Genomic DNA, 11,369 nt, shown 5'->3' on the forward strand with positions numbered 1-11,369 from the left:
GTCTCTTCCCCCTCTCGGAGGATCTCGCGTGCGACACGGGGGTGACGCGCGCGGGGCGGCCGTGCACGACGGTGGCGTGCACGGTGCCGGCGTGCGCGACGGTGGACACGGCGGCGACCCCGTCGAGGGCGAACGCTACTCGCGAAGCGTGCGCCTGCCGGGGTTCGGTCTGGGCTCCCAGGGGCGCCTGGCGGCGTCGAGGGTGCTGGTGGTCGGGGCCGGCGGGCTGGGCGCGCCGGTCATCCAATATCTCGCAGCCTCGGGTGTGGGAACCCTGGGAATCGTCGACGACGACGCCGTCGATCTGTCGAACCTACAACGGCAGGTGCTCTTCCGCCCCGACCAGCTGGGCTTCCCGAAGGCCCGCGCCGCCGCCGACTGGGTGCGTGCCGCCAACCCGGACGTGACCGTCGTCGCCCACCCCGTCCGACTGAGCGACCGCACCGCCGACCTGCTCGACGACTACGACCTCGTGGTGGACGGCAGCGACTCGTTCGACACCTGCTACCTCGTGGCCGACGCCGCGGCCGAGCGCGGTCTGCCGGTCGTCTGGGGCAGCGTCAACCGCTGGGACGGACAGTTCAGCGTCTTCTGGGACGACGCCCCGGACGGCCGGGCGGTCGACTACCGCGACCTGCACCCTGCCCCGCCCGCCTCGGGCTGGGACGAGTCCTGCGCCGACGTCGGGGTGCTGGGGCCGCTGTGCGGGACGGTGGGCGCGGGCATGGCCGGCGAGGTCGTGAAGCTGCTGACCGGTCTCGGCGATCCGCTGCTCGGCCGGGTCGTGACCGTCGACGCCCTCGGCGGCACCTGGCGGGAGAGCCGGTTGGCCCGCGCCCCGCACCGGGCCGAGGCCCGGGCGACGGTGAACGACGCGCGCCGCGCCTCCTCGTCCTCGGTGCCCGAAGGCCAGGCGACCACCGCCGACGCGCCCGCCGCCCGTGGTCGCCGCGTCGGCCCCGACGTCGACGCGGCCGAGCTGACGACCCTGCTCGGGGCGCGAGCGACGGGCGACGCCGACTTCACGCTGCTCGACGTGCGCGAGGTCGACGAGCACGACTTCGCCCACATCTCCGGTGACGTACAGGCTCCCGGGTACGGCACGCGCACCCGCCAGCGGCCCGAGCTCGATCCGGCGCAGCGGGTGGTCGTCTACTGCGCCCGAGGGCCGCGGGCCCGCGCCGCGGCCGACCTGCTGGCGGGCGAGGGCTTCGACGTGTCGGTGCTGCACGGCGGCATGCTCGGGTGGCAGCTCGCGCAGGGGGCACCCACGCGGCCGTAGGCGGGCGTTCAGCCGCCGGCGAACGGCGGCATGACGTCGATCACCGCGCCGTCGGGGACGAGCTGCTCGCGGTCCCGCGTGGTCAGGCCGTCGACGAGGAACGAGCAGCGCAGCAGCACGTCGCGGAAGTCCGCGGCCGACACACCCTCGACCGGGCGGACCTCGGTGAGCAGGCGCCCGATGGTCGGGCGTTCGCCCGCGGGCACCTCGACGCGCTGGTCGTCGCGGCCCACGGCGGTGCGGGCGGCGGCGAAGAACCGCAGCGTCGCCGAGACGGGGGCCGAGGCGGCTCCGTCGACGGTGGGGGCGGGGTTCGTGGTCGTCATCTCAGCCTCCGATGGCGCTCATGGTGCGTTCCGGCTGCACGAAGTCCGGGTCGTCGATGCCGTGGCCCGAGGGCTTGGCCCACATGGCACCGCGCCAGGCGTCGGCCAGTTCGAGGTCGCTCGCCCCGCTGCGCAGCAGGTCGCGCAGGCCGGTCTCGCCGCCGCTGAAGAGGCAGCTGCGGATGCCGCCCTCGGCGGTCATCCGGGTGCGCCGGCAGTCGGCGCAGAACGGTTCGCTGACCGAGGCGATGATGCCGACCCGCCCGGCCAGTCCGGCGTCGTCGCCGCGGCCGACGGCGTCGAACAGCTCGGCGGGTGCTCCGTCGCGCTCGACGTCGGCGGGGCTGAGGTCGAAGCGCGTCGCGATCAGCGAGTGGATGTCGCGTGACGTGACGAAGGAGGCGCGGTCCCAGCTGCGGTCGGCGTCCAACGGCATCTGCTCGATGAACCGCAGCTCGTGGCCGCCGCGCAGCGCCCAGGCGAGCAGGTCGGGCGCCTCGTGGTCGTTGATGCCGGGCAGCAGGACGGCGTTGATCTTGACCGGGGTGAGGCCGGCCGCCGCCGCGGCGTCGACGCCGGCGAGCACCTTGTCGAGGAACGGACGACGCGAGACCTTCATGAACGTCTCGGCGTGCAGCGAGTCGAGCGACACGTTGACCCGGTCGAGCCCGGCGTCGGCCAGGGCCTGGGCGCGGTGCGCCAGGCCGATGGCGTTCGTCGTCAGCGACACCTCGGGCCGCGGGTCGATCGCGGCGACCCGTCGCACGATGTCGATGAGGTCGGCACGCAGCAGTGGCTCGCCCCCGGTGAACCGCACCTGCCGGACGCCGAGGTCGCGCACGCCGATGCCGACCAGGCGCACGATCTCGTCGGCGTCGAGCGCCTGCTCACGGGGCAGGGCCGGCAGGCCCTCGGCCGGCATGCAGTAGGTGCAGCGCAGGTTGCACTTGTCGGTCAGCGAGACCCGCAGGTCGGTCGCGGTCCGGCCGAAGCGGTCGAGCAGTCCCGGAGCGGCGTCGCTCGACGGCCGCGCGGGCAGCAGGTCGTCGGCGGGGGCCCGGCCGGGCATGGTGGGCAGTCCGAGCGAGACGGTCATCCGTCGAGGTTAAGCCCGCGGGGCCGAACGTGGGGTGTCCGCGCGAGGCGACCCGCGCCTCCTCCGGCTCCGCCGTGCACGACACCCCGCCCTGCAGGCTCGTCCGGGGCCACTCCCTGCGGCTGTGCGACCGCACATTCGGAACTAGGCTCGCATGCATGACGCAGATACGGATCAAGGACGCGGCGGCGTTCCTCGGCGTGAGCGACGACACCGTGCGACGCTGGATCGACCTCGGCCTGCTCGAGAGCGAGAAGGACGACGCCGGGCGCGGCGTGGTCGACGGGCTCGCGCTCGCGACGCTCGCCCGGAAGAACGCCGTGCTGCCCGCCGACCCGTCCGAGGTGGGGCGGTCGGCACGCAACCGCCTGGTGGGCGTCGTGACCGAGATCACCGCCGACCGGGTCATGGCCCAGGTCGAGCTGCAGTGCGGCCCCCACCGCATCGTCTCGCTGATGAGCAGCGAAGCCGTCCGCGAGCTGGGCCTCGAACCCGGTTCGGTGGCCATCGCGGTCGTGAAGGCCACGACGGTCATCATCGAGACGCCCGGCGGGAAGGCCTGACCATGAGACGGACCCCCCGCGTCGTCACGGCGCTCGTCGGAGCCCTCGCGGTGGCGACGGCCCTCGCCCTGACGGGGTGCTCGGGCGCGACCGTCGACACGGCGACCAGCGCGACACCGACGGCCTCCGACCCGACCCTCGAGGGGTCGATCACCGTCTACGCCGCCGCCTCGTTGACGACGACGTTCACCGAGCTCGCCGACGAGTTCGAGAAGGCGAACCCGGGCACGACCGTCGACCTGACCTTCGCGGGCTCGTCCGACCTGGTGACGCAGATCACCGAGGGAGCCCCGGCCGACGTCTTCGCCTCGGCCGACGAGAAGAACATGGCGAAGCTGACCGACGCCGGACTCGTCGACCCGTCGGCCTCGGAGGACTTCGCCGCGAACGTCCTCACCATCGCCGTGCCGCCGTCGAACCCCGCCGACGTCACGGGCTTCGCCGACCTCGGGAAGTCCGACGTGACGACCGTGGTCTGCGCGGCCCAGGTGCCCTGCGGTGCGGCGACGGTCGCGGTCGAGCGGGCCACCGGCGTCACGATCTCGCCGGTCAGCGAGGAGTCCTCGGTCACCGACGTGCTGGGCAAGGTCACCTCGGGGGAGGCCGACGCCGGGCTGGTCTACGTCACGGACGTCGAGGCCGCCGGCGACAGCGTGGTGGGCATCGAGTTCCCCGAGGCCGACCAGGCCGTCAACACCTATCCGATCGCCCCTGTGGCCGACACGGCGAACCCGGCGGTGGCCGCGGCGTTCGTCGCCTTCGTCACCGGCGAGGTCGGGCAGGGCGTGCTGCGGGATGCCGGCTTCGGCGCGCCGTGACGCCCGCCCCGCACCGTGCCTACGCCGGCGTCCCGGTGTGGATCGCGGTCGTCGCGGCCCTGGGGGCGGCCTTCGTCCTGCTGCCCCTCGTCGCCATGGTGTCGAGGGTCGACTGGGCCGAGTTCGTGCCGCTGGTCACCTCCGAGTCGTCGGTCGCCGCGTTCTGGCTCAGCCTCCGCACGTCGGTCACGGCGACCCTCCTCTGCGTCGTGCTCGGCGTCCCGATGGCGGTCGTGCTGGCCCGCACCGGGTTCCGGGGCCAGAGGGTGCTGCGGTCGCTCGTGCTGCTGCCGTTGGTGCTCCCGCCCGTCGTCGGAGGCATCGCGTTGCTCTACACCTTCGGGCGCCGCGGCCTGCTCGGTCAGGCGTTCGACGCGCTCGGCGTGACGATCGCGTTCTCGACCACGGCGGTCGTGCTGGCCCAGACCTTCGTCGCCCTGCCCTTCCTGGTGCTGAGCCTCGAGGGCGCCCTCCGCACGGTGGGCACGCGCTACGAGGCCGTCGCGGCGACCCTGGGTGCCCGGCCCACGACCGTGCTGCGGCGGGTCACGCTGCCGCTCGTGCTGCCCGCCCTCGTCTCGGGCGCCGTGTTGTCGTTCGCGCGGGCCCTCGGCGAGTTCGGCGCGACGCTGACCTTCGCGGGCTCCTTGCAGGGCGTCACGCGGACCCTTCCGCTCGAGATCTACCTGCAACGCGAGACCGACCCCGACGCCGCCGTGGCGCTGTCGCTCGTGCTCGTCCTCGTGGCGGTCGTCGTCGTCGCCCTCGCCCATCGGGTGGGCGGGGCGACCGGCGTCGCCACCCGGAGGCGCGGGTCGTGACGCTCGAGTTCGCGGCGGTCGTCGAGGACCGCGGCTTCGACGTCGAGCTGGAGGTGGCCGACGGAGAGACGGTGGCCGTCCTCGGCCCGAACGGGGCCGGCAAGTCGACGTTGCTGTCCCTGGTGGCCGGCCTCCTGCGACCCGACCACGGCACGGCCCGCCTGGGCGACCGCGTGCTGTTCGACGTCGACGGCCGCGGGCGCGGACCCTCGCTGCGCCCGCACGAGCGCGGCGTCTCGATGCTCGCCCAGGACGCCCTGCTCTTCCCGCACCTCAGTGCGCTCGACAACGTCGCCTTCGGTCCGCGCAGCACCGGGGTGCCTCGACGCGAGGCCGGCCGCCGAGCCCGCGACTGGCTCGACCGGGTCGACGCCACGGGACTCGCCGAGCGGCGTCCGGCGCAGCTCTCGGGCGGACAGGCGCAGCGGATCGCCGTCGCCCGTGCCCTGGCCGCCGACCCCGGCCTGTTGCTGCTCGACGAGCCGATGGCCGCTCTCGACGTGTCGGTCGCGCCCGCCCTGCGACGGACCCTGCGCGACGTCCTCGCCGACCGCACGGCGGTGATCGTCACGCACGACGTCCTCGACGCCTACACGCTGGCCGACCGGGTCGTCGTGCTCGACGGCGGCCGGGTCGTCGACGCCGGCCCCACGCGCGCCGTCCTCGACCGTCCGACCACGCCGTTCGCCGCGGGGCTCGCGGGGCTCGACCTGCTGACCGGCACGGCCCGCGGGGGAGGCGTCCGGCTGGAGGACGGCACCCTGCTGACCGCCCGGTCCGCCGACGGGCTCCCGGCGGGCGCCGCGGCCGCGGTGGCCGTGCGGCCGAGCGCCGTGCGCGTGACGACCGGGACCCCCTCGGGTCCGACGTCGTCCGAGAACGTCCTCGACGTCGTCGTCACGGACCTCGAACCCCGCGGGGACGTCGTCCGGGTCCGGGCCGGCGACGTGTCGGCCGACGTCCCGCCCGGCGTGGTCGCCGGCCTCGACCTCGTGCCGGGCAGTGCCGTCCGGTTCTCCTTCGACGCCGGAGACGCCGTCGCCTACCTGGTCTGAGCGGGCCCGGGGCTCGACGAGGGGGCGGACCGTCGGAGGCCGACGACCCGACGCAGCCGGTCGACGTCGCCCCCGACGGCGTCGAGCAACCGGTCCGTGAACCCGGGGCCGGCCCGCCAGAGCGTCACGAGCAGGATGACGAGCACGGCCGAGGCGAGCGACGCCCGCTGCAGCGCCATGCCCGGCTCGAGCTGGCGCACGAGCAGCGCGAGCGGGATCGCCAGCCACTCGACCCGCCCGGTCAGCGCGACGAACGGCACCAGCAGCAGGGCGTACCAGGGGTAGCGGGGGCTCACCGCCACGAGCGTCACGCCGATCATCACGAGCTGGCCGAGCCACGGGTCGTGAGCCGGGGTCTTCACCCACACGAGCACCGCCGTGACACCGACGATCAGCACGGCGACCGGTGTCGTCCACGCGTCCGGCATGAAGGCCGACAGGAACACGAAGCGCGAGCCGTCCTCGTAGCCCTCTTCGGTCAGGTAGCCCGGCAGGTACCCGAGCACGCCCCACCCGGTCATCGCGACGTAGGGCACGTAGAGCACGGCGAAGGTGACGACGGAGGCGCCGATCACCTTCCAGGGCTGCCCGCGCAGCAGGGCGGGTGCCGCGATCACCGGGATCAACTTGGTCGCGATGGCGGCTCCGAGCGCGATGCCGCCGCGGAAGCGCCGACCGGTGGCGACGAGCAACGACGCGGCGACCACGAGCACGGCACCCAGGAGGTCGACGTGCGAGTTCGTGACGCCCTCGCCGACCACGAGCGGGCACCAGCCCCACAGCGCGGCCCAGCGGGGGTCGAGACCCCGCCGGCGCAGGGTCGCCAGCAGGGCGACGGTCGTGCCCAGCACGAGCACGAAGCCCATCGCCTGCAGCGGGAAGAACCCGGCGTCGGGGCCGACCACGGCGGACACCGCCCAGAAGTACAGTTCGGCCATCGGCGGGTAGATGGTCGGCACGTCGGGCCGGTTGATCAGCGTGCAGACGACGTCGCCCGTCTGGCTGTCGTAGGCACGGTGGACCTGGCGGTCGGGTTCGCCGCAGCGCTCGCCGATCGTGCCGTCGTCGCGGGTGAACGGCGTCGACTCGGGGAAGATCCAGGCCGGCCGCAGATCGCGCAACTCGCCCGCGTCGGGCGTGTACTCGTACGGCGAGACGCCGGCGGTCTGCACGATGCCGTCCCAGGCGTAGCGCGCCGGGTCGGTGCTCGTGTTGGGGACGCCGGTCAGGCCCGCCCCGCCGACCAGGGCCGTGCCCGCGACGACGAGAGCGGTGACGTGGTGCACGGGCACCCGGCGCAGCAGCAGAACCGCCAGGGCGAACAACGCCCAGCACACGGCGGTCCAGACGACGAAGTCGGTCCGCAGGTCTTTCATCAGGAACCCGACGTTCACGACGCCCCAGGCGATCGCCCCGGCCAATCCGAGGACGGCCACGGCCGCGAACACAGTACGCACGCCCCCAGTCTGGCCGAATCGGCCCTGGGAGTCGTGCACATCGGAGATGATGAGCCACATGAGACGACCGACACCATGAGGCGCCTGTTGTACGAGGCGCGCCGCGCCGCCTCTTCGCCGAACCGCAACGCCCGGTCGGCGACCGTCTTCGGTCGCCTCCTCGGCGCCGCGTTCGTCATCTGCCTGCTGACCGGGCTCTACAGCCACTTCCTGCAGGAGCCGCTCGACGGGATGCGGTTCCCGACGAGTCCCGTCTGGCTCTACCAGGTGAGCCAGGGCGTCCACATCACCGCGGGCATCGCCTGCATCCCCCTGCTGCTGGTCAAGCTGCACTCGGTGTTCCCGCAGCTCTTCCAGCACCCGCCGATCAAGCACCCGGTCGACGTGCTCGAGCGCGCCTCCATCGCCCTGTTCGTGGCGACGTCGATCCTCCAGCTCGTCACCGGCCTGCTGAACACGTACCAGTACTACCCGTGGCCCTTCCCGTTCAAGCAGGTGCACTTCGCGCTGTCGTTCGTCATCATCGGCTCGCTCGCGATCCACATCGCCGTCAAGCTGCCGCTCATCACCCGCTACTGGCGGGCGCGGGACAGCTACGACGCCGAGAGGCGCTTCGTCGAGCCGTCGTCCGAGCTCGACGAGGCCCGCGCCGCGTTCGTGGCCGAGAGCGAGGCGACCGCCGAGCTCGCCCGCTTCCGTGCCGTGCGCGACGCCGACGGGACGCGACGCGACCGTGATCCGCACGCCGCGCCTCCTGCGCCCGCCCGCGGCCTCACCGGACGCGTCCTCCGCTGGATCGACTCCGCACACGAGGTCGACCGCGAACCGGGCCGCGCCCGGGTGTCCCGCCGCGGCTTCTTCACCGCCGCCGGCGTCGCCACCGGGGGAGTCGTCGCGCTCACGGCCGGGCAGTCCTTCGCCCCGCTGTCACCCCTCAACGCCTTCGGCCCCCGGCAGCGCGGGCTCGGCCCGAACGACCTGCCGATCAACCGCACGGCCGCCGCCGCCCGGGTGCTCGAGACGGCCATGGACCCCGACTGGCGGCTCGACGTCCTGGTGGGCGGCGTCGCGACCTCGTTCACGCTCGACGCGCTGCGCGGGTTCGACGGGGCCGACGAACGCCTGCCGATCGCCTGCGTCGAGGGCTGGAGCCAGACCGGCGCCTGGCGCGGCGTCCGCCTCGTCGACCTGCTGGCGGCTGCCGGCGCCCCGACCGACCAGCGCCTCCGGCTCACCAGCCTCGAAGAGAAGGGTGGCTACCGCGTGACCGAGATGGGCCCCGAGTACGCCTCCGACCCGCGCACCCTCGTCGCCCTCGAGCTGAACGGCGAGCCGCTCAGCATCGACCACGGCTACCCGGCGCGCATGATCGCCCCGGGCCGACCCGGCGTGCTGCAGACCAAGTGGCTCAGCTCCATCGAGGTGCTCTCGTGAGCGCCCGGGTGCCCTCGGCCGCGTCGAGCGCAGGAGGCGCGGGCACGTCGCGCACCGTCCGCGTCGTGCGCGGGGTGCTGATCGCCCTCGGCGTGGCCCTCGTCGGCCTCGGCGGCTGGGTGCTCACCGACACCGTCTCCCCGAACCGGTACGGCGGACTGCTGCTCTGGCTGGCCGGTTCGGTCGTCGTGCACGACGCCGTGCTCGCCCCCGTGGTCGCCGCGGTCTCGCTGCTCGTGCGGCGGACCGGACGCCGCATCCGGCCCGCGGTCCTCTGGATCGTGCAGGGCGCGGTCGTCGTCGGGGCGATCTTCTCGCTCGTCGTCGTGCCCGAGATCGTGGCGAAGGCGAAGGGGCCGAAGAACGACACCGTGCTGCCGTTCGACTACGGCCTCCGCCTGGCCGTGCTGTGGCTCGTCATCGCGGCGCTGACGGCCGCTGCGGTCGCGCTCTACCTGGCGCGCAGGCGGCAGAAGGTGCGTCCGTCGACCGACCAGGTCTGAGCGACCCGCAGGCCCGCGCGTCGAGCGTGGCGGTGCAGGGCCTCGCGGCCGACCTCCGCCCAGGGGAAGGTCGCGCTGGCGTGACCCTGGTCGTCGACCACGTGGGCCTCGTAGCTGTCGTCGAGCGACGCCTCGGGGGCGGTCTCGACGACGACCGAACCGGTCGCGGTGAGGATCTCGGCGCAGCGGGTCAGCAGCGCCGTCGGGTCGCCGCCGATGCCGACGTTGCCGTCCAGCAGCAGCGCGAGGTTCCACTGGCCCTCGCGGGGCAGCGGGTCGAAGACCGACCCGCCGACCACGGGCAGACCGGCCTCGCGGGCCATCGCGACGGCCGTGGGCGAGACGTCCAGACCCAGGACGGTCAGGCCGCGGTCCACGGCGGCGCGCACCATGCGGGCCGGCCCGCAGCCGATGTCGAGCACGGGGCCGGTCTCGCCGTCGAGGGTGGTGAGGTCGGCCGCGTCGGCGTCGGCGCTCCACCGCGCGACGTCGAACGCCTCGTCGTCGCCGGCCTCGGGGGGAGACGCGGGGCGTCCGGCACCGCCGGCCGCCCGGACGAGTTGCAGGAGCCCCTCGTGGCGCAGGGCGCGCGCGTACGGCTCCGCGCCTCCTGATCCGAAGGTGGCGGGCTGTTCGGGGGCGATGGTCATGAGGTGACCCCTTCGGTGGCGGGATCGGTCGTGCGGGCGACGCCGTTCGTGGTGGTGGTCGTGGGGTGCGCCTCGGCGTGCCGCAGGGCGGCGGCGAAGCGGCTGTGGGGCGCGGTGGCCGCGACGAGGCGGGCGTCGTCGATCGTGTCGACGTCGACGAGCTCGGGCAGCATGCGCACCGTCAGGCCGGCGTCGGCGAGTCGGCGGAGCTGGTGGGCACCCGTGTCGTCACGCGACATCGGCACGCCGCGCAGCAGGTCGCCGGTCGGCCGGGAGAGGCCCAGGGCCCAGAACCCGCCGTCGTTCGCCGGGCCGAACCAGGCGTCGACGTCGTCGGTCCACGCGTCGAAGACGGGGGCGAGGGCCTCGACCGTGACCTGGGGGGTGTCCATGCCGATCAGCACGGTCTTCCCGTCGACCTCGTCGAAGAGGGCGCCGAGGCGTGCGTCGAGGTCGCCACCGATCTGAGGGATCACATCGAAGTCTTCGGAGCCGACGGGCCTGCGGTTGCCGTCGAACAACAACACGCGACGCGTGGCGGGCAGCCGACGGACGACGTCGAGGGTGTCCTGGATCGCGGCGGCCGCGACGTCGGCGGCCTGCTCGAGGCTGAGCGGGGGGTGCAGGCGCGTCTTGACCTTGCCCGGGATCGTCTCCTTCGCGATCACCACGAGGGTCGTCATCGGCCGACCTCCCTCAGGAGTCGGGACATGTCCTTGATCGCGACGGACGTGCCGCGGATGGTGCCGGTCACCTTGCTGCGGCCGACCCGGGGCGAGTAGGGCGCGTCCTGTTCGACGATCCGCCAGCCGGCCTCGCTCGCGCGCAGCACCATCTCGAGCGGGTAGCCGCTGCGGCGGTCCTTCAGGTCGAGGTCGAGCAGTGCCCGGCGCCGCGCGACGCGCATGGGGCCGAGGTCGTGCAGGGCGACGCCGCTGGCCCGCCGCATGAGGTGCGAGAGGGCGAGGTTGGCGATGCGGGCGTGCACCGGCCAGGCGCCCCGGGTCGTCGGGCGCCGGCGGCCGAGGACGAGATCGGCGTCACCGGCCATCACGGGGGCGGCGAGGGCGACGAGGTCGGCGGGGTCCATCGACGCGTCGGCGTCGCAGAACGCGACGTAGTCGGCCGTGGCGGCCTCGAGACCGGCGTGGGCGGCGCTGCCGAAACCGCGCCGCGCCTCCTGCACCACGGTCGCGCCGTGCTCGGCGGCGACGCGGGCGGAGTCGTCGGTCGAGCCGTTGTCGACGACGATCGCGTGCCAGCCCTCGGGCAGGCGGCCGAGGACCCAGGGCAACGCGCCTTCTTCGTCGAGACAGGGAAGCACGACGTCGACTCGGGGGCTGCTCATCCTCTCGACTGTACGG

At 74.0% G+C, this 11,369-nt stretch carries 13 protein-coding genes; 7 read left to right on the plus strand and 6 right to left on the minus strand.

Annotated features, from left to right (window positions below):
• Positions 1-28: 28 nt before the first annotated feature.
• Entirely contained in the window at positions 29-1,282 is a 1,254-nt protein-coding gene (locus ACVJ1F_RS04930) for a ThiF family adenylyltransferase (RefSeq protein WP_456885011.1), read from the plus strand.
• An 8-nt stretch (positions 1,283-1,290) separates the two neighbouring features.
• On the opposite strand, the gene ACVJ1F_RS04935 is transcribed toward ACVJ1F_RS04930, so the two are convergent.
• Together ACVJ1F_RS04935 and moaA are read right to left on the minus strand one after the other, a co-directional pair.
• Positions 1,291-1,608: a MoaD/ThiS family protein gene (locus ACVJ1F_RS04935; protein ID WP_123571617.1), complete on the minus strand. Its 318-nt coding sequence runs from the start codon at positions 1,606-1,608 to the stop codon at positions 1,291-1,293.
• Position 1,609: 1 nt separating this feature from the next.
• Entirely contained in the window at positions 1,610-2,704 is a 1,095-nt protein-coding gene (moaA, locus tag ACVJ1F_RS04940) for a GTP 3',8-cyclase MoaA (protein ID WP_123571616.1), read from the minus strand.
• 158 nt (positions 2,705-2,862) lie between these two features.
• Here moaA and ACVJ1F_RS04945 point away from each other — a divergent pair, with 158 nt between their 5' ends.
• The 4 genes from ACVJ1F_RS04945 to ACVJ1F_RS04960 are packed head-to-tail and all read left to right on the plus strand — an operon-like array spanning position 2,863 to position 5,961.
• A complete protein-coding gene (locus tag ACVJ1F_RS04945; RefSeq protein WP_056048887.1) occupies positions 2,863-3,267 on the plus strand; it encodes a TOBE domain-containing protein in 405 nt (134 codons plus the stop codon).
• Positions 3,268-3,269: 2 nt separating this feature from the next.
• On the plus strand, positions 3,270-4,085 hold the full coding sequence (gene modA / locus ACVJ1F_RS04950; RefSeq protein WP_456885014.1) for a molybdate ABC transporter substrate-binding protein: 816 nt from the start codon (positions 3,270-3,272) through the stop codon (positions 4,083-4,085).
• Positions 4,082-4,906, plus strand: a complete 825-nt coding sequence (locus ACVJ1F_RS04955; protein ID WP_456885016.1) for an ABC transporter permease — start codon at positions 4,082-4,084, stop codon at positions 4,904-4,906. Before modA ends, ACVJ1F_RS04955 begins: the two co-directional genes overlap by 4 nt.
• Entirely contained in the window at positions 4,903-5,961 is a 1,059-nt protein-coding gene (locus ACVJ1F_RS04960) for a sulfate/molybdate ABC transporter ATP-binding protein (protein ID WP_456885018.1), read from the plus strand. Before ACVJ1F_RS04955 ends, ACVJ1F_RS04960 begins: the two co-directional genes overlap by 4 nt.
• Here ACVJ1F_RS04960 and ACVJ1F_RS04965 read toward each other — a convergent pair.
• A complete protein-coding gene (locus tag ACVJ1F_RS04965) occupies positions 5,949-7,418 on the minus strand; it encodes a glycosyltransferase 87 family protein (protein ID WP_456885019.1) in 1,470 nt (489 codons plus the stop codon). The two genes, ACVJ1F_RS04960 and ACVJ1F_RS04965, sit on opposite strands and share 13 nt — an antisense overlap.
• 75 nt (positions 7,419-7,493) lie before the next feature.
• Here ACVJ1F_RS04965 and ACVJ1F_RS04970 point away from each other — a divergent pair, with 75 nt between their 5' ends.
• Both ACVJ1F_RS04970 and ACVJ1F_RS04975 read left to right on the plus strand, forming a co-directional pair.
• Positions 7,494-8,852: a molybdopterin-dependent oxidoreductase gene (locus tag ACVJ1F_RS04970; protein WP_456885021.1), complete on the plus strand. Its 1,359-nt coding sequence runs from the start codon at positions 7,494-7,496 to the stop codon at positions 8,850-8,852.
• Positions 8,849-9,355 (plus strand): hypothetical protein, encoded by a 507-nt coding sequence (locus ACVJ1F_RS04975; RefSeq protein ID WP_456885023.1) that lies wholly within the window; start codon positions 8,849-8,851, stop codon positions 9,353-9,355. The genes ACVJ1F_RS04970 and ACVJ1F_RS04975 overlap by 4 nt, the downstream gene beginning before the upstream one ends.
• Here ACVJ1F_RS04975 and ACVJ1F_RS04980 read toward each other — a convergent pair.
• Genes ACVJ1F_RS04980 through ACVJ1F_RS04990 form a run of 3 tightly spaced genes read right to left on the minus strand, consistent with a single transcriptional unit; the run spans position 9,304 to position 11,353 of the window.
• On the minus strand, positions 9,304-10,005 hold the full coding sequence (locus tag ACVJ1F_RS04980) for a class I SAM-dependent methyltransferase (protein ID WP_456885024.1): 702 nt from the start codon (positions 10,003-10,005) through the stop codon (positions 9,304-9,306). The genes ACVJ1F_RS04975 and ACVJ1F_RS04980 overlap by 52 nt on opposite strands.
• The gene (locus tag ACVJ1F_RS04985) at positions 10,002-10,688 is read right to left on the minus strand and encodes a TIGR04282 family arsenosugar biosynthesis glycosyltransferase (protein ID WP_456885026.1); all 687 of its coding nucleotides are present in this window, start codon (positions 10,686-10,688) and stop codon (positions 10,002-10,004) included. The genes ACVJ1F_RS04980 and ACVJ1F_RS04985 overlap by 4 nt, the downstream gene beginning before the upstream one ends.
• A complete protein-coding gene (locus ACVJ1F_RS04990; RefSeq protein WP_056048859.1) occupies positions 10,685-11,353 on the minus strand; it encodes a glycosyltransferase family 2 protein in 669 nt (222 codons plus the stop codon). The genes ACVJ1F_RS04985 and ACVJ1F_RS04990 overlap by 4 nt, the downstream gene beginning before the upstream one ends.
• Positions 11,354-11,369: the final 16 nt, after the last annotated feature.

The organism is Frigoribacterium sp. 2355 (genome assembly GCF_054060695.1).

Coding starts and splice junctions, on each gene's coding strand:
- ACVJ1F_RS04935 (WP_123571617.1), bottom strand. CDS start 1,608: ATGACGACCACGAACCCCGCCCCCACCGTCGACGGAGCCGCCTCGGCC.
- moaA (WP_123571616.1), bottom strand. CDS start 2,704: ATGACCGTCTCGCTCGGACTGCCCACCATGCCCGGCCGGGCCCCCGCC.
- ACVJ1F_RS04945 (WP_056048887.1), top strand. CDS start 2,863: ATGACGCAGATACGGATCAAGGACGCGGCGGCGTTCCTCGGCGTGAGC.
- modA (WP_456885014.1), top strand. CDS start 3,270: ATGAGACGGACCCCCCGCGTCGTCACGGCGCTCGTCGGAGCCCTCGCG.
- ACVJ1F_RS04970 (WP_456885021.1), top strand. CDS start 7,494: ATGAGGCGCCTGTTGTACGAGGCGCGCCGCGCCGCCTCTTCGCCGAAC.
- ACVJ1F_RS04980 (WP_456885024.1), bottom strand. CDS start 10,005: ATGACCATCGCCCCCGAACAGCCCGCCACCTTCGGATCAGGAGGCGCG.
- ACVJ1F_RS04985 (WP_456885026.1), bottom strand. CDS start 10,688: ATGACGACCCTCGTGGTGATCGCGAAGGAGACGATCCCGGGCAAGGTC.
- ACVJ1F_RS04990 (WP_056048859.1), bottom strand. CDS start 11,353: ATGAGCAGCCCCCGAGTCGACGTCGTGCTTCCCTGTCTCGACGAAGAA.